The organism is Flavobacterium sp. LM4, from assembly GCF_002017935.1.
Lineage (GTDB): Bacteria > Bacteroidota > Bacteroidia > Flavobacteriales > Flavobacteriaceae > Flavobacterium > Flavobacterium chungangense.
This window is the reverse complement of record NZ_MUFW01000001.1, coordinates 3,104,216-3,121,775: the sequence shown is the minus strand read 5'-3', so window position 1 is coordinate 3,121,775 and position 17,560 is coordinate 3,104,216. Positions and strand designations below refer to the sequence as shown.

Genomic DNA, 17,560 nt, shown 5'->3' with positions numbered 1-17,560 from the left:
TTTATAATAATGCTTTCGATACAGACGTTTTCTTTTTTAATTGAAATACTGCTTCCCAAAAAACAATTGAAAAAACAGCATTAGCTATTATTGAAGTTATAATACCATAAGGATCATTATTCGGAAACAACTCTAATTCCCCAAACCTTAAAGCCAGGAACAATGACAAAAAAGCAATTACAATAGAACAGGCTACATTTAATAAAGGAATCCATTTTAAAACAATAAAAGAATAAACTATATTAAGAGCAGTAAAACCGCAGCCTAAAGTTATATATGCAGTAACTCCTAATTTTTCACTCAACAGTAATAATAATGAAGTTGAGATGAGATATAAAAGAAATAGAACTGAATAAATTAGGATTCGAATATGTGCTTTCATTTTTTTGTGCTTAATGATAAAGTTCATGAACTGAAAATACTACTTACGGCAAAATCCCCTCAATTTTTGCTTCTGATTTTTCTCTGACCGGGCTGTCGGGATGAAAACTCCAAATGATGAGAAATTTTCCTTTTACAACATATTCTTCCGGATGTTCATCTGTGGGCTGACCGGCTTTTCCCCATAACAATCCTTGCAGAAAACGCTCTCCTTTAAATACATGCTCAAATTCAAAATACATAATAGAACCGGTATCGGGTCTGCTTTTAAAACTTTGCATTGCTTTGCTTTTTACCTTTCCCACAATATTGCTGTACGTTTCAATATCGTTGTAAAAAGTGCATGCCTGAACAGAAACACAGTTGTTTCCATCGCTTAAAGAGTATCCTTTGGGAATTTCTTTGTTTTTCAGTTTTAAATCAGCAATAGTCTGACTGAATGAATGAGTAGTAAACAGCAAAAATAATACTGACAGGGAAATCGTAATTTTCATGGCTTTGGGGTTTATTTTTTTGAATTATTACAGCTTAACAGCTATTGATTTATACAAGCTAAAATAATATTTTATTTGAGTAAATGGGGTTCCTTTTATACAAAACCTTTAATTTACAAGTAAACCATTTAGCATTGTTTTAGTTTGCATTGAGAATTCTATTTTACTTCGCCTTTATTTCCTGACTAAATAGTAGCTAAATGCTGAATCAGAAAATTAATTTTTAATAACAGGTTTAAAATGGGGTATATTAAAAATAATTTCAGAATCCTCCTCGGCTATCTCATTTCTTTATATTCCTTGCCATTAAAAATTAATTTTGAAGTATTTTTTGTAATAGTTTCTTTAGCAACACAATCATCAGTTGTAGGTGTATTTACAGTAGCAACATTTTTAGTTTTTACTATAATAGCATTAAAATTATGGTTTTGCATTTTATCAATCTCAAAAGTTGAATTGCTGTCCTCAAATTCTCCTGCACAATTAGTATCCCATTCTCCACGAGACTGTGAGATTGTATAATTTTTGAGTACTGGTTTCACGGAACTTTTATCCATAATATATAATGACAAATTAGTTTCACTAAAAGGATTGGGTCTGCTGCTTCCTGTATAAGACACCCTGACTCCAAATGCTCTTGTAGTTTTATTTAAAAGATACAAACCAGTATCAACTGAAATATCCGTTAACCTTATAGCGTCTGATGTCCATGCATTTGGTTCAACAAATTTAGAGATTATTTTTCCGGTCACATTGTCAATCACAATAACATAAGCATCTAATACAAAGTAATCGTCCGAAACTTCAGAAGCAAATTTAGGAATCACCAATACACTTTTCTGTTTATCATACGGCAATACTTTTTGAGCAAAATGTTCCAGATCTATTTCGCTTTTTTTAAACTTAAGTTGTTTTAAAACTTTATCCAGATGTTCCGTATTTTGCGAGAATGAAAATTGAAAACAACATAGTAAAGCAAAGAAGCCGTTTTTCATGAAATTGATTTTTTATATTCAAAATAACTTTTTTCCAATTTAGGATATTCTGAAAATTTGGCCGCCTCTTTTTATGTAAGCTACGGTTTTGCTTAAGTTTTCCATTTTTTCATCTTCATCAAAATCGATAATCTCATCTACTAAATCCTCACGTTCCAAATTTGGTTCGATACTTCCGTCTTGATCCTCAACTGCATTAAATGAAAAAACATCCGTTGCAGTAATTGTCTTCTCCGAGATAATACAATGCCCATAATCCAAAATTGTTTTGGTCACAATATTTCCGCCAACATTTAAAACATAGTCACAAAGAGAATCTCCTAAAATCACATTTTCAACATTTAGATCACCACTGATTGACATACTTGAAAGCGTAATTAAACTTTTACAATTTACATTTCCTAAAACTATCAAAAGTGACGAATCTACTTTTTCACAATCTTCAATTATTTCTGCAACATTCAGATTACCATTAACAAGAACAATATCATTCCCTACCAGCAAGTTTTCTAAATTAGTTTCTCCTGAATACAAAATAATTTTACCTGCAACTTCATAAAAAGCTTTTAACTCATCAATAATTTCATCATTCAGTACAGACTCGCCTGTCTCTATCAATTTAATAGCTTCTTCTAAACTAATTTCTTTAAAAATTTCCATTTTATAATTTTATTTTTTGTCTTTACAGCAAATAAAGCCTTAGGATGATCCTTTTTTGGCCTTTATTTTTTTCTAAAAATATAAAAAAATACCTATAAAAAACTAATTACTTTTCACTAATAAAAAATGTAGTTAAAAGCACCCCCTGAGGGACATGCGAAAAAAAATCCCATTCACCTTTCGGAAACAGGACTTTAGCATTTTTACTCACATTACTTACTTTTTTCTAAATAATCATTTGCCATTTTTTTTGTTTTATCATCCAAAACTTTTTTATCATTTGTTAGAATATCATATACATCAAAGGAAGCTCTTTTATAATTATATTTATTAGACATAATTAATGAATAATAAAGCAATCCTGTAACTTTTTGTTCACCAATATAATAAATCCCTTTTAATTCATTATATGCTAGCGTATCACCATTAAATAGGGCACGATTCTCTAAACTATCCATTAATTTTTGATTAAACAATTTTTCCCTAAAAACAGTTCCGGAGTTTTCAGATGTAACATTAGCTTTGGTCTCTTCCTTTTTGGTGCATGCAAAAACTAGCGTTAAGATTACAACAATGATTATAATATTTGATTTCATATTTTTTATTTTCTCACTTCCAGTTTTAAAATTTGATTTGAACCTTTGACTTTAATATAACTAATTCTCACATATTTATTTTCGTCGATAGCTCCTCCGTGTGATTTTGCATTATTATATCCAAAATCGGAAATGTCAAAATCAGAAAACTTGAATTCCACTCCATTAACCGTAAATCTTTCGCTATCGTGACCACCCGATGGCATTGGATGAAAATTATTTACAAATCCTTGTGTTATGATTTTAGAGTCTTTGTATAAAAAGTATGTTTTGCAATATTTAATACTAAACAATATTAATAACATTACAAATAAAATTAATAAAAAGTATTTTATTATAAATGCAATACTCTTTTCACTTTCCAGATTATCTAAAAAAAAATCTTCCGTTTCTTTTTCTTCAATTTTAGGTGTAATTCTAAGCTTGGAAAATAAAAAAAAGCCGATCGGAAAAAGTAATACGGCAAATCTTGAAAACCCATCTCCAGATGAAAAATTGTAAACTGTTTCGAAGGTATTCATGAAGGTAAATTAAAAATTAATGTAAGCGCACTTTATAAATATCAGCCTTTTGTTTTCAGATTTTAGACTAAATAAGTTGGATTAGTTTATTGTTTCAAATATAATATTTATTATCATTTTTCCTTTTAATTAAAAGTCGCTATTATCCACAATCTTGTCATTTCGACGTAAGGAGAAATCTTAGCAAGAAACTCGACAAAGATTGATTCTCGCTGCGGAGCTACTTGCGGAGATCCTTCCTCCGTCAGGATGACAAGATTGGGCTGAAGCTTCGACTCCGCTCAGCCTGACAATTGTTTTTCGAATAATCTAAAAATCCAACAATCTAAAAATCTAAAAACAAAAAAATCCCGCTTCATAAGAAACGGGACTTTCAACATTGACATTCTCTTTTTTTTTATTTTTAAACTGTTGCTTCTACTGGCAACGGAATTTGATTTTTAAGCAAATCTTCGAAAGTTTCATGTTGGCGAATCAGGATTCCCTGACCGTCTTTCCATAAAACCTCAGCTGGTTTGTATCTTGAATTATAGTTGGATGACATTGAGAAGCAATATGCTCCTGCGTTTCTGAACGCTAAAATATCACCTTCGGTAATTTCAGGGATTCTGCGGTTGTTTGCAAAAGTATCGGTTTCGCAAATGTATCCTACCACTGAGTAAAAACGCTCTTTTCCTTTCGGGTTGGAGATGTTTTCGATATGGTGTGATGATCCGTATAACATTGGACGAATCAAATGGTTGAAACCACTGTCAACTCCGGCAAATACTGTCGATGTTGTTTGTTTTACTACGTTTACTTTTACTAAGAAATGACCTGCTTCGCTCACCAGGAATTTTCCCGGTTCAAAAATCAATGTTAAATCTCTACCGTATTCTGAACAGAAAGCGTTGAATCTTTTAGATAATTTTTTACCTAATTCTTCGATGTCTGTTTCTATATCGTCTTTTTTGTAAGGTACTTTGAATCCGCTTCCGAAATCTAAGAATTGTAAATCTTTGAAATGTTTAGCTGTATCAAACAAGATTTCAGCAGCATACAAGAATACTTCGATATCTAAAATATCAGATCCCGTGTGCATGTGAATCCCAACAATACTCATTTTTGTATTTTCGACAATTCGTAATATATGCGGAATCTGATGTACCGAAATTCCGAATTTACTATCAATGTGTCCAACAGAAATATTAGCATTTCCACCCGCCATTACGTGCGGATTGATACGGATACATACCGGAATATGCGGATGTTTTGTCCCGAATTGCTCTAAAATTGATAAATTATCAATATTAATTTGTACACCCATTGCGGCAACTTCTTCGATTTCTTCAAGAGAAACGCCATTTGGTGTAAAGAAAATTTTGTCAGGATCATAGCCAGCATGAAGTCCTAACTGAACTTCCTGAATCGATACCGTATCTAAGCCAGACCCCATGTTCTTTAATAACTGAAGAATCGCAATGTTAGACAATGCCTTCATGGCATAATTAACTCTTAAGTTTTCTACCTTAGAGAAAGCTTTCGTTAATCTGTTGTACTGAGATTGGATTTTTTCGGCATCGTAAACATACAATGGACTTCCAAATTGGTCTGCTAACTGCAGTAAATCTTTTGCTTGCATTATTAAACTATTTTGAACAAATGTATTACACTTTTAATACACTACAAATAAATTGTAGAAAAATAACAAATTATAACAAATTGTTTGTTTTTTAAACTTTACATAGATTTTGTTTAAATCTTAAACATTTTCAAAATTTATTATAAATTATATATAAAAAAAGCAAAACGGCTGTCAATATAGACAGCCGTTTATAATTTTATTGATATAATTATTATACTCCAGGTAAATCTCCTCCTTCTTTAGTAGGTAAATCAGATTTACCCATTAAGTAGATATCAACCTGACGAGCAGCTTCTCTACCTTCAGAAATTGCCCAAACAATCAAAGATTGTCCTCTTCGCATATCTCCCGCAGTAAATATATTAGGCACGTTTGTTTGATAATTATTTGCTTTATAGTTGCTTCTAAAATCAACTTCCAATCCTAACTGACTGCTTAAAGTTTTTTCCGGGCCTGTAAAACCAAGTGCCAGTAAAGCTAAGTCGCAAGGCCATACTTGTTCAGAACCTTCAACTTCAATCAATTCCGGACGCTGCCCAGGAACCATTTTCCACTCTACTTTTACGGTTTTCAAGGCTATTAATTTGCCATTTGCATCTTTGATAAATTCTTTTGTATTGATTAACCAGTCTCTTTCGCAACCTTCTTTGTGTGAAGTAGATGTTTTTAACTGCAATGGCCAGTAAGGCCAAGGAGTTGAAGCACTTCTGCCAACCGGTGGTTTTGGCATAATCTCAAAATTCGTTACCGATTTTGCACCGTGACGGTTTGATGTTCCCACACAGTCAGAACCTGTATCTCCACCACCAATTACGATTACATCTTTTCCGGTCGCCAATACCTGATTTTCGATTGTTTCTCCAAAAACCACTTTAGTCTGCTGCGTTAAGAAATCCATTGCCTGAACTACACCATCAGCATCAGCTCCAGGAGTAGGCAAACCTCTTCTTTCTGTAGCACCTCCACAAAGTACAATAGAATCGAATGCTTTTAAATCTTCAACTGAATAGTTTACACCAACATTTGTATTTACTTTAAAGGTAATTCCTTCTGCCTCTAAAATAGCTACACGTCTGTCAATAATTCCTTTTTCTAATTTGAAATTTGGAATTCCATAACGTAATAAACCTCCAATTGCATTGTCTCTTTCAAAAACAGTAACAGTGTGACCTGCTCTGTTTAATTGCTGAGCTGCTGCTAAACCTGCAGGACCTGATCCTACCACCGCAACTGTTTTACCAGTTCTTACTTTTGGCGGCTGTGGCTTGATCCATCCTTCTTTGAAAGCACGCTCCACAATATTTTTCTCTATATTTTCAATAGCGATTGGCTCTTCAATAAGTCCTAATACACATGCTTTTTCGCATGGTGCCGGACACAAACGTCCTGTAAATTCAGGAAAGTTATTGGTTGAATGCAAAATCCATGAGGCTTTTTGCCATTCTTCCTGGTATACCATGTGATTGAAATCCGGGATCAAATTCCCAAGAGGACAACCACTGTGACAAAAAGGAATACCACAATCCATGCAACGAGAACCCTGAGTAGTAATTTCAGCTTCACTCAAAGGAATCGTAAATTCATTATAATTCGTTACACGTTCTTTAACTTCTATATATGATTCGTCTTGTCTTTCGAATTCTTTAAAACCTGTTACTTTTCCCATTGTATTATGCTGTTAATTCTTCTACCATTTGTTCTTCTGTTTCCAGACGTTTCAACGCTTTTTTGTACTCTGTAGGCATTACTTTTACAAAATTATCCAAGCTTCCTGCCCAGTCATTTAATAATGCTGTTCCTCTTGTACTGTTCGTGTACAGAACGTGTCTTTGGATCAAATTTTTCAAGTCGTCAGCATCATCGCCTTCAACCGTTTCAAATTCGATAGTTTCCGTATTACACAATCCGTTTTTAAACTTGTGTTCAGGATCATAGATATAAGCGATACCACCACTCATACCCGCAGCAAAGTTACGACCAGTGCTACCCAATACTACAACTTTACCTCCGGTCATGTACTCACAACCGTGATCTCCAACACCTTCCACTACAGCAATCGCTCCAGAATTACGTACTGCAAATCGCTCTCCGGCTATACCATTGATATAAGCCTCTCCCTCGATTGCACCAAATAAACAAACGTTTCCAACAATGATATTCTTCTCAGCTACAAAAGTTGCTTTTGCAGGTTTTTTAATGATTAATTTAGCTCCGGATAAACCTTTACCTAAATAATCATTCGTATTTCCTTCTACAGTAAATGTTAGTCCGTGAGCACTAAAAGCTCCTAAACTCTGACCTGCAGAACCAGTAAAATTAATATTCAAGGTATCCTCAGGTAATCCAAGGTGACCGTATATTTTAGAAATCTCATTACTAACGATAGCGCCAACAGAACGGTTAATATTGTTGATTGGATATGCTAAAGTCATTTTTTCTTTTCTGTACAAAGCACGGTGAGAATCTTTCAGGATTTGGAAATCCAATACACCTTCTAAACCATGATCCTGTTTTTCAGTGTTACGAACTGGCATTGTTTTGTAAGCAGCCGGTCTGTACAAAATAGATGATAAATCTAATCCTTTTGCTTTGTAATGATCAATCGCTTTATTAGAATTGATTTTATGGGTTTGTCCCACCATATCTCCTAAAGTTCTGAATCCTAACTGCGCCATGATACCTCTTAATTCTTCTGCAACATAGTAGAAGAAATTAATAACGTGCTCAGGAGTTCCTTTGAAATTTTTACGCAATTCTTTATCCTGAGTTGCAATTCCAACCGGACACGTATTCAGGTGACATTTACGCATCATGATACAGCCTGAAGCTACAAGAGGAGCAGTTGCAAAACCAAATTCCTCAGCCCCTAATAAAGCAGCGATAGCTACGTCACGACCTGTTTTTAACTGACCGTCACATTCTACAACGATTCTGCTTCTTAAGTTGTTTAATACCAAAGTTTGCTGTGCTTCTGCCAATCCAAGTTCCCAAGGAAGACCTGCGTGTTTTAATGATGTTAAAGGAGAAGCTCCAGTTCCACCATCATAACCTGCAATTAAAACAACATCTGCTTTCGCTTTCGCAACACCGGCAGCAATTGTTCCAACACCTACTTCAGAAACCAATTTCACATTGATACGTGCTTCTCTGTTGGCATTTTTCAAGTCAAAGATCAATTGTGCCAAATCTTCAATAGAATAAATATCGTGGTGAGGCGGAGGCGAAATCAATCCTACGAAAGGAGTTGAGTTACGAGCTTCTGCGATCCATGGCAATACTTTTTCTCCAGGTAACTGACCACCTTCTCCAGGTTTTGCTCCCTGAGCCATTTTAATCTGAATTTCTTTTGCACTTGACAAATAGTGAGAAGTAACTCCAAAACGTCCCGAAGCAACTTGTTTGATAGCCGAGTTACGACTGTCTCCGTTTACATCCGGTTGAAAACGTTTTCTGTCTTCCCCACCTTCACCTGAATTGGATTTTCCTCCAATACGGTTCATGGCAATCGCTAAATTTTCGTGTGCTTCTCTTGAGATAGATCCGTACGACATTGCACCCGTTTTGAAACGTTTTACAATTTCTGTCCATGGCTCCACTTCATCTAATGGAATCGGATCTAAGTTATCAAATTCGAATAATCCACGAATCGTCATTAAACTCTTAGCCTGATCGTTAATTGTATTGGCGTACACATCATAACTGTCCTGATCGCTCAAACGAACAGCCTGTTGTAATTTGGCAATCGTAGTAGGATTAAACAAGTGTCTTTCTCCATTACGTCTCCATCTGTATTCTCCTCCAATATTTAATCCTAATCGGTTTGCGATTAGTTTATCAGGGTAAGCGTATTTATATCTTTCTGTAATTTCTTTTTCAATTTCATACAACCCGATACCTTCGATTCTTGAAGCAGTATATGGAAAGTATTTTTCAACGAATTTAGAATTGAATCCAACAATCTCGAAAATTTGAGAACCTCTATATGAATGTAAAGTTGAGATTCCGATTTTGTTCATGATTTTCAAAATTCCCGAACCAATCGCTTTGTTGAAATTATCAACCGCTTTTTGTTCTGCAATTCCGGTAATAAATCCTTCCTGAACCTGAACACGGATAATTTCATTTACCATGTAAGGATTGATTGCACTTGCGCCATATCCAAATAAAGTAGCAAAATGATGCGGCTCACGAGGCTCAGCAGATTCCATGATAATATCAAAATAAGAACGCTTGCGTAAACGGTTCATTTGATGATTTACATACGAACAAGCCAATAAAGCAGGAATTGGTGCAAATTCTTTGTTCACCCCTCTGTCAGAAAGAATAATAATGTTTGTACCTCTTTCAACAGCTTTTGTGATTTGAACGATGATAGCATCCAAAGCATTTTCCAAACCATTCATACCCTCTGATTTAGGATATAAAATTTTGAAAGTTTCTGCTTTGAAATTATCTATAGAAATAGTTCTGATCTTTTCTAAATCTCCATTAGAAATAACCGGATTTTGAATTCTTAATTTTCGGCATTGTTTGCTTGTAATATCAAAAATATTACGATCCTGACCTAAATTCAAAGCAATATCAGTCACAATTTCCTCACGGATTCCATCCAAAGGGGGATTGGTAACCTGTGCAAATAATTGTTTGAAGTAATTCGGAATTAACTGTGGTCTGTCAGACAATACCGCAAGAGGTGTATCGATACCCATTGATCCCAAGGCTTCTTTACCAGTTTGGGCCATTGGCGTAATCATATCCTGAATATCCTCTAATGTATAATTAAAAAGACGTTCTCTTGTAGGCAAATCGACAGTCTCTATCGGGCACACCTCAGAAGTTGAAGGAACATCTCTTAAATGTAATCTGTATTGGTTCAGCCATTCCTGATAAGGTCTTTCAGAAACAATTTTACTTTTGATTTCCTCGTCATTAATGATGCGTCCTTCGTTCATGTCCACAAGGAACATTTTTCCCGGCTCTAATCTACCGTGGCTTTCAACATCCTCAGGATCAATATCAACAACTCCAATTTCTGAAGCCATAATTAATTTACCGCTTTTGGTAACGGTATATCTTGAAGGTCTTAGTCCGTTACGGTCTAACAAAGCTCCAACATAATCTCCATCAGAAAAAGGTACAGAAGCAGGACCATCCCAAGGCTCCATGATACAAGCATTATATTCATAGAATGCTTTTCTTTCAGGAGACATTGTTTTGTGTTTTTCCCAGGCTTCAGGAATCATCATCATCATTACTTCAGGCAATGATCTTCCGGTGTGTGTTAACAATTCCACCACCATATCCATAGAAGCAGAATCTGATTTTCCAGGTAAAATAATTGGGAATAATTTATCAATTTGAGGTCCAAAAACCTCACTTTTCATAATTTCTTCACGAACACGCATTCTGCTCACGTTACCACGTAACGTATTGATCTCTCCATTCTGACACATGTATCTGAATGGCTGAGCCAATTCCCACGTTGGCATTGTATTGGTAGAGAAACGTTGGTGTACAAGTGCCAGACGAGTAACCAAATCCGTTTGCTGTAAATCTGTATAATACGGACCAATATCTTCAGGCATAATAATACCTTTATATATTATAGTCGTCGTAGATAAACTTGGAAGATAAAAATAGGAACTTTGAGAAATTTTAGAATTTCTGATTATATGCTCAGTAATCTTACGGGCTGCGTATAATTTAGCTTTAAATACAGCATCATCAATCGCTTCGTTTTTTCCAATAAATATTTGTTCGATACTTGGTTCTGATGCCAATGCAATTTCACCCAGTTGAGAAGAATCAACCGGTACTTCTCTCCATCCTAAAACAGAAAGTCCTTGTGCTTTGACTTCTTTTTCAAAAATATCTTTACAAAAATCATATTGATTTCTTATTTTTGGCAAAAACACCATTCCAACAGCATATTCACGTGCAGCAGGCAATTCAAAATCACATATCCTCTTGAAATATTCATGAGGAATATCAATTAAAAGTCCAGCTCCATCTCCTGTTTTTCCATCAGCACTCACTCCACCTCTGTGTTCCAGCTTAACTAGAATCTCAAGAGCGTCATGAATAATTTGGTTTGTCTTTTCTCCTTTAAGATTGCAGATAAAACCAGCTCCGCAGTTTTCATGCTCGAATTCTGGCAAATAAAGGCCTTGTTCTTTTAGTTTCATTCTTGATATTTTTTTTTTACAAAAATAAAGATTTCATTAAACATAATGTACCAAAATTATGCTTTGCCTTACACTTTTATAGGAATATTAGAAAAACGGTTCTTAAATGATAATAATATTATAGAACGCATTGTGAATTGACAAAATGACAATTGCATTTAAATCATATTAAGAAAAATCAACATTATGTAACATAAATACGTTGCTTTTATGTTAATTCTAAAACGATATAGTGGTTTATAATTAATAATAAGAACATATTCAATTAACCATTATTTGACTTTGTCATGGATTTATTTAACAAACTGAGATTGCTTTATTATTAATTAAAAAAGATTTTACTTTTAAGTTCAATTTTGCTACTTTTGTCGCACTTTTATTCTGAAATAAATTCAGAACCAGACAAATTCTATATTATGAACATACACGAATATCAAGGAAAAGAAATTTTAGCAAGTTACGGAGTACGCATTCAACGCGGAATTGTGGCTAATAATGCAGTTGAAGCTGTAGCTGCTGCAAAACAATTAACTGCCGAAACCGGAACAGGATGGCATGTAATAAAAGCACAAATTCACGCAGGTGGTCGTGGAAAAGGTGGTGGAGTTAAGTTAGCTAAAAACTTGCAACAAGTTGAAGAAATCGCAGGACAAATCATCGGAATGCAATTGATTACACCTCAAACTTCTGCTGAGGGTAAAAAAGTAAACAAAGTTTTAGTAGCTGAAGATGTTTACTATCCTGGTGAAAGTGAAACTTCTGAATTCTATGTTTCTGTTTTATTGAATAGAGCTACAGGTCGTAACATGATCATGTATTCTACTGAAGGTGGAATGGACATTGAAGAAGTTGCTGAACACACACCACACTTAATTTTTACAGAAGAAGTTGATCCGTCTGTTGGATTACAAGGTTTTCAGGCAAGAAGAATTGCTTTTAACTTAGGTCTTTCTGGAAATGCTTTCAAAGAAATGGTTAAATTCATCGATTCATTATACAATGCTTACATTGGTTCTGATGCTTCTATGTTTGAAATCAACCCTGTTTTAAAAACATCTGACAACAAAATTATGGCTGTTGATGCTAAAGTAAATATCGATGATAATGCTTTATACAGACAACCAAAATATGCTGAAATGCGTGATATCCGTGAGGAGAATCCAATCGAAGTTGAAGCTAAAGAAGTAGGTTTAAACTATGTAGATCTTGATGGTACTGTAGGATGTATGGTAAACGGAGCTGGTCTTGCAATGGCAACTATGGATTTAATTAAATATGCTGGTTTTGAGCCTGCAAATTTCCTTGACGTTGGAGGAACTGCTGATGCAAAACGTGTTGAAACTGCTTTCCGTATTATCTTAAAAGATCCAAACGTAAAAGCAATCTTAATTAATATTTTTGGTGGAATCGTTCGTTGTGACCGTGTTGCTCAAGGTGTCGTTGATGCTTATAAAAACATGGGAGACGCTATCAATGTGCCAATCATTGTTCGTTTGCAAGGAACAAATGCTGAAATTGCAAAAGAATTAATTGACAACTCTGGTATGCCAATCTTATCAGCTGTTCAATTTCAGGAAGCTGCTGACCAGGTTAAAGCTGCTCTTTCTTAATCAAATAAGAAATTAGTTATATATAAAAATCCATTCGTAAAAACGAATGGATTTTTTGTTTGTAGTTGTCTTGTTATTATTTTAAAACAGTTGCCAGTTCCACAATTTCAAATTCAGGATTATGTTCTACAAATTCCCTAATCATTGCTGTATGTCCGGCTCCTAATAAAACCATTATTTTATCATCCTGACTTTCGCTAAGTTTTTGAATTAAAGCATACATATACAGATTCCTTCTATACCATTCAGAGACTAAAAAGGCTCCAACAAAATTATCTTTCTTTCCACCTTTAATAGCGGTTTGAAGATACCAGCCAATATTACCTTCAATTGATGCTTTTGTATTTGTATCCAAAAGCAATTCAGTCAAAGAATACTTCGTAATCTTTTTATTGTGATCTGCTTGATAATACTTCATTGTTTCTTCATTCTTCCTGATTAAATCGAATTGATTGGCTTCTTTCATTCCTTTTACCAAACTGTCATACGGAAAATCAGCATTGTTGTAATCAATTCCATAAAGTTTTTTATGCCCAAGTTTCTTAGCCGATCTTAAGGCCAATTGAACTATCTCATCTGCATCTTTGTGCAGTAAACTATCCGTATTTTTATTGTAGAATTTATCCAGATTGTCTTGTTTTTGATAATTCCATTCAATAAAAATTTTATTCGGACCAAACTTATTAATCTTATTTGTTATGTTTTCCAATTCTTTCTGGCTCTTGTCTGACATTACATTAAAGGTATTTACTTTGGCAACATCAAGTCCCGGATTCTCAAAATGGAAAGTTCCTAGTAATAATATTTGCTTCTTCTTTGATTGAGCAGAAACAGTGTTGAATACAATTGTCAAAACTAATAATAAAGCGATTTTTTTCATGATGATTTGTTTTAAATTTATCACAAATCTACATTTGCTTTTCGGCTAAATTTTTAGTTTTTGATGAACCCCAAATTCCAAATCACTAACATTGGAAATTTGGTCTTGAAAATTTTCATGTATTGTTTTTGACAGTTCATCCCGAAAAATAATCGTTTTATATAAATATCGTATTCATGTAAACTCATAGTTGTATTTTTGAAGGAATAATAAAATCATTATGAAGCTAAAAATTCCTTTCTATTATCATATCATACTTTTCCTGGGACTATTTATCACTTTCTATCTTTGGGATATTGGAGTAAATAATCGCGAAATGGATTTCGTTTTCAGCACTATGTATTTCTCATTTAATGTGACTTTTATTCTGTCAATTTTCATCGTTTATATTCTTAATTTTTATACTTTTTGTGATTGGTTTTTTAATAACAAGAAAATAGTATTCTACCTATTGAGTATTCCTGTTTCATTATTGATTTTTGCGGGAATTCGTTATTTTTTACAGGAAGTTATCGTTTTTGAACTTACAGGAATTCATAATTATGCCGAAAAAACAAGAGAAGTAACGTATTATATCCGTGACAATTTCTTCTTTGGTTTACCAGCGATTATTTTAAGTGCTTTAAGCTATTTATTTTGGCAATTTCAGAATACATACAAACTAAATCAACAATTGATTTTAGAGAATAAAAAAGCCGAATTACAAATGCTGAAATCTCAGGTAAGTCCACATTTTTTGTTTAATACTCTGAATTCATTTTATAGCCAGCTGATTTTGAAAGAGGATGAAATGGCTTCGGATATCTTGGTCTTGTCCGATTTGCTTCGTTACGTCATTACAGAAACAGATAAAGAAGAGGTTTTACTCTCTAAAGAAATTCAGTTTATAGAAAATTATATTCATTTACAAAAGAAAAGATTTGAAGATCAGCTCTATTTAAATTTTGAGATTGAAGGAAATTACACGACCGAAAAAATTATTCCGGCTGCCTTAATACATTTCGTTGAAAATGTTTTTAAACATGGAAAGCTTAATAATCGGGATGAAAAAGCAATTATTTCAATCAAAATAAAAGACGATTTCTTAGCAATTTCTACCTTTAATTACAATGTTGGAGGCGAAAATTATTCTTCGACCGGAATTGGTTTTGAGAATCTTACCAAACGTTTGGAATATGCATACAAAGATCAATTTATACTTGAGAAAACGTCAGAAAACAATACCTTTAAAACGTATTTAAAAATTCCTTTAAACAACTAATCATGAAGCTTAAATGTATCATTGTGGATGATGAACCACCGGCAACCCGTATCTTAAAAAGCTATGTTGAAAAAGTTTCCTTTCTTGAAGAAGTGGGCATTTTTAATGATTCCTTAAAAGCTTTGGAGTTTTTAAATTCAAATAAAGTCGATGTTATTTTTTTGGATATCCAAATGCCGCAATTAACAGGTTTGCAGATTTCCAGAATTATTTCTAAAGATATCAAAGTCATTTTTACAACGGCATATCCTGACTTTGCCTTAGAAGGTTTTGAACTAAATGCAACGGATTATTTATTGAAACCAATTGCTTTTGAGCGCTTTTATCAGGCTGCCACAAAATTGAATATTGAGACCAAAACCGAAGTCCCAACCTTTAATTCCTCTGATTTTATTTTTATAAAAACAGATGGTAAAAATAAATTTCAGAAATTATTTACAGAAGACATTACATTTATAGAAAGCCTTCAGAATTATGTTTGTATTCATACTAAAAAACAGCAAATTATCACACATTCTTCTTTAAAAAATATAATCGAATCATTGCCGGAAAGAAATTTCATTCAGATACATAAATCCTATGTTATCGCTTTAAAACAAATCGAATCTACAGACAGTTTTTCTGTTTTTATTAATGGAAAAGAATTGCCGATTGGTGCTACGTTCAAAGATGCTTTCTTTTATAGAATCGACCAGAATAAGATATAAAAAAAACCATTCTTGGCGAATGGTTTTTTGAATGTAAAATCGAAGATGCATTGTATAAAACACATCTGAATTTTTATTTTTTATTCTTACCATTTTTGTAAACTACTTTTTCTACAACAGATGGTTTTCCATTTCCTTTTGGAAATTCTTTCTTTTTAGGTTTTTTAGCTGCCGAACCAGACTTTGAAGGACTTTGATCACCTCTTCCTCTTTCACTGTCTTTTGGCGCAGCTTTAAACTCAGGTCTTTCTTTCGTATTATCTTTCTTCGGAATCTCAGCTTTATGCTTTGCTAAAACATCATTTGGATTTTTAGGATTTTCTTTTGTTCCTCTTAAATGAATTACTAATCCGTTTAGGAAATTACGCAAAACCTGATCGCCGCATTCCATATAGTTAGGATGATCTTCTGCTCTGAAAAAAGCTCCTAATTCAGATTTTGTAATTCTAAAATCTACTAATTCTAAAATTTCAACTATTTGGTCGTCACGGAGCATCAAAGCCACGCGAAGTTTTTTTAAGATATCGTTATTTGTCATTTTTTGTTATGTTTCGGGTTTGAGGTTTCAAGTTTTATTTGTTCTTCCTCAGCATCGTTTATTTTGCAAAGGTACACTATTTTAAAAGGAAATATTAGAATAAAATCACTCCTGTTCCTGCTCTGTCCGGATAATAAGTTTTACCGTTTTTTATTGTTACACCGCCAGCAATATCTTCTGCCAGCAATAGAGAACCATCCATGTCAACATAATCTAATTCCGGCAACAAATGTGCTATTGCTGAAATTCCGACAGTAGATTCTGTCATACAGCCCACCATTGTTTTTAGTCCCCGTTTTTTAGATTCGGCAATCATTCTTCTTCCCGGAGTAATTCCTCCGCATTTCATCAATTTTATGTTTACACCATGAAAATGATTGTGACATTTTGCAACATCTGATTCTGTAACACAACTTTCATCAGCTATAACAGGCAAAACAGCATTTTCAAAAACTTCTTTATGCCCATACCAGTCATCCGCTTTCAAAGGCTGTTCAATAAATTCAACACCTAAGTTTTTCAGAATAATTGCATTTTTCAGGGTTTCATCAACAGTCCAGGCGCAATTGGCATCGACCCTAAAAATGGCATTGGTGTGTTTTCGCAATTCGGTTACAATTTCAATATCCTCAGGAGTTCCTAACTTTATTTTATAAATCGGCCATGGAAATCCTTTCATCTTCAGGACCATATTTTCAATAGTATCTATCCCAATGGTATAGTTAGTCAACGGATTATGACTAATATTGTAATTCCATAATTCATACAGCTTTTTACCATTTTTTCGTGCATACAAATCATTATACGCATTATCAAGGGCACATAAAGCAAAAGGATTGTCTTTTAAAAACGGATTTATTTTCAACCAAAATTCTTCGGGAGTTTCATGAGACGCTGCTTCTATAATATCACGGATTTTTTCAATATCATACTGCAAAATTTCCACCGTAATATTATAATACGGATTTGAAGTTGCTTCACCATACCCCGAAAATCCATTATCCTGTAATTCTACTATTAGGGAAGGCTGAAAATCTATTGATTTTCTTGAAATTCTAAAAGTGTGCTTTAGTTTTAAATTATATGCTTTCAAAATTAATTTCATAAA

15 protein-coding genes are annotated in these 17,560 nt (G+C 33.7%); 3 read left to right on the top strand and 12 right to left on the bottom strand.

Translation table 11 applies throughout. The features are described from left to right. Position 1 precedes the first annotated feature (1 nt). The 9 genes from BXU10_RS13690 to gltB form a co-directional block, all read right to left on the bottom strand. On the bottom strand, positions 2–382 hold the full coding sequence (locus BXU10_RS13690) for a hypothetical protein (RefSeq protein WP_078228000.1): 381 nt from the start codon (positions 380–382) through the stop codon (positions 2–4). A 43-nt stretch (positions 383–425) separates the two neighbouring features. Then, the gene (locus BXU10_RS13685) at positions 426–875 is read right to left on the bottom strand and encodes a hypothetical protein (protein WP_031453721.1); all 450 of its coding nucleotides are present in this window, start codon (positions 873–875) and stop codon (positions 426–428) included. Positions 876–1,153: 278 nt separating this feature from the next. After that, a complete protein-coding gene (locus BXU10_RS13680; protein ID WP_078227787.1) occupies positions 1,154–1,870 on the bottom strand; it encodes a hypothetical protein in 717 nt (238 codons plus the stop codon). Positions 1,871–1,909: 39 nt separating this feature from the next. After that, on the bottom strand, positions 1,910–2,530 hold the full coding sequence (locus tag BXU10_RS13675) for a hypothetical protein (protein WP_078227786.1): 621 nt from the start codon (positions 2,528–2,530) through the stop codon (positions 1,910–1,912). Between the two features lie 212 nt (positions 2,531–2,742). Continuing rightward, positions 2,743–3,126, bottom strand: coding sequence for a hypothetical protein (locus BXU10_RS13670; RefSeq protein WP_078227785.1), 384 nt, complete (start codon positions 3,124–3,126; stop codon positions 2,743–2,745). A gap of 5 nt (positions 3,127–3,131) precedes the next feature. Continuing rightward, complete coding sequence (locus tag BXU10_RS13665) at positions 3,132–3,647, bottom strand: hypothetical protein (protein ID WP_078227784.1); 516 nt, start codon at positions 3,645–3,647, stop codon at positions 3,132–3,134. Positions 3,648–4,050: 403 nt separating this feature from the next. Then, the gene (lysA, locus tag BXU10_RS13660; RefSeq protein WP_078227783.1) at positions 4,051–5,268 is read right to left on the bottom strand and encodes a diaminopimelate decarboxylase; all 1,218 of its coding nucleotides are present in this window, start codon (positions 5,266–5,268) and stop codon (positions 4,051–4,053) included. Positions 5,269–5,482: 214 nt separating this feature from the next. After that, complete coding sequence (locus BXU10_RS13655) at positions 5,483–6,937, bottom strand: glutamate synthase subunit beta (protein ID WP_078227782.1); 1,455 nt, start codon at positions 6,935–6,937, stop codon at positions 5,483–5,485. Between the two features lie 4 nt (positions 6,938–6,941). Then, on the bottom strand, positions 6,942–11,456 hold the full coding sequence (gene gltB / locus BXU10_RS13650; RefSeq protein ID WP_078227781.1) for a glutamate synthase large subunit: 4,515 nt from the start codon (positions 11,454–11,456) through the stop codon (positions 6,942–6,944). A gap of 416 nt (positions 11,457–11,872) precedes the next feature. Here gltB and sucC point away from each other — a divergent pair, with 416 nt between their 5' ends. Continuing rightward, on the top strand, positions 11,873–13,066 hold the full coding sequence (gene sucC, locus BXU10_RS13645) for an ADP-forming succinate--CoA ligase subunit beta (protein WP_035684436.1): 1,194 nt from the start codon (positions 11,873–11,875) through the stop codon (positions 13,064–13,066). A gap of 76 nt (positions 13,067–13,142) precedes the next feature. On the opposite strand, the gene BXU10_RS13640 is transcribed toward sucC, so the two are convergent. Then, a complete protein-coding gene (locus BXU10_RS13640) occupies positions 13,143–13,946 on the bottom strand; it encodes a DUF5694 domain-containing protein (RefSeq protein ID WP_078227780.1) in 804 nt (267 codons plus the stop codon). Positions 13,947–14,166: 220 nt separating this feature from the next. Here BXU10_RS13640 and BXU10_RS13635 point away from each other — a divergent pair, with 220 nt between their 5' ends. Next, a complete protein-coding gene (locus BXU10_RS13635) occupies positions 14,167–15,207 on the top strand; it encodes a sensor histidine kinase (RefSeq protein ID WP_078227779.1) in 1,041 nt (346 codons plus the stop codon). Positions 15,208–15,209: 2 nt separating this feature from the next. After that, positions 15,210–15,914 carry a LytTR family DNA-binding domain-containing protein gene (locus tag BXU10_RS13630; RefSeq protein ID WP_078227778.1) on the top strand — a complete coding sequence of 235 codons (705 nt, stop codon included), beginning with the start codon at positions 15,210–15,212 and terminating at the stop codon, positions 15,912–15,914. Positions 15,915–15,987: 73 nt separating this feature from the next. Here BXU10_RS13630 and BXU10_RS13625 read toward each other — a convergent pair whose 3' ends face one another. Beyond that, a complete protein-coding gene (locus tag BXU10_RS13625) occupies positions 15,988–16,452 on the bottom strand; it encodes a DUF1456 family protein (protein WP_031453707.1) in 465 nt (154 codons plus the stop codon). Positions 16,453–16,546: 94 nt separating this feature from the next. Beyond that, positions 16,547–17,557 carry a dipeptide epimerase gene (locus BXU10_RS13620; protein WP_078227777.1) on the bottom strand — a complete coding sequence of 337 codons (1,011 nt, stop codon included), beginning with the start codon at positions 17,555–17,557 and terminating at the stop codon, positions 16,547–16,549. Positions 17,558–17,560: the final 3 nt, after the last annotated feature.

Coding starts and splice junctions, on each gene's coding strand:
- BXU10_RS13675 (WP_078227786.1), bottom strand. CDS start 2,530: ATGGAAATTTTTAAAGAAATTAGTTTAGAAGAAGCTATTAAATTGATA.
- BXU10_RS13640 (WP_078227780.1), bottom strand. CDS start 13,946: ATGAAAAAAATCGCTTTATTATTAGTTTTGACAATTGTATTCAACACT.
- BXU10_RS13690 (WP_078228000.1), bottom strand. CDS start 382: ATGAAAGCACATATTCGAATCCTAATTTATTCAGTTCTATTTCTTTTA.
- BXU10_RS13670 (WP_078227785.1), bottom strand. CDS start 3,126: ATGAAATCAAATATTATAATCATTGTTGTAATCTTAACGCTAGTTTTT.
- BXU10_RS13680 (WP_078227787.1), bottom strand. CDS start 1,870: ATGAAAAACGGCTTCTTTGCTTTACTATGTTGTTTTCAATTTTCATTC.
- BXU10_RS13625 (WP_031453707.1), bottom strand. CDS start 16,452: ATGACAAATAACGATATCTTAAAAAAACTTCGCGTGGCTTTGATGCTC.
- BXU10_RS13655 (WP_078227782.1), bottom strand. CDS start 6,937: ATGGGAAAAGTAACAGGTTTTAAAGAATTCGAAAGACAAGACGAATCA.
- sucC (WP_035684436.1), top strand. CDS start 11,873: ATGAACATACACGAATATCAAGGAAAAGAAATTTTAGCAAGTTACGGA.
- BXU10_RS13665 (WP_078227784.1), bottom strand. CDS start 3,647: ATGAATACCTTCGAAACAGTTTACAATTTTTCATCTGGAGATGGGTTT.
- lysA (WP_078227783.1), bottom strand. CDS start 5,268: ATGCAAGCAAAAGATTTACTGCAGTTAGCAGACCAATTTGGAAGTCCA.
- BXU10_RS13620 (WP_078227777.1), bottom strand. CDS start 17,557: ATGAAATTAATTTTGAAAGCATATAATTTAAAACTAAAGCACACTTTT.
- gltB (WP_078227781.1), bottom strand. CDS start 11,456: ATGAAACTAAAAGAACAAGGCCTTTATTTGCCAGAATTCGAGCATGAA.
- BXU10_RS13630 (WP_078227778.1), top strand. CDS start 15,210: ATGAAGCTTAAATGTATCATTGTGGATGATGAACCACCGGCAACCCGT.
- BXU10_RS13635 (WP_078227779.1), top strand. CDS start 14,167: ATGAAGCTAAAAATTCCTTTCTATTATCATATCATACTTTTCCTGGGA.
- BXU10_RS13685 (WP_031453721.1), bottom strand. CDS start 875: ATGAAAATTACGATTTCCCTGTCAGTATTATTTTTGCTGTTTACTACT.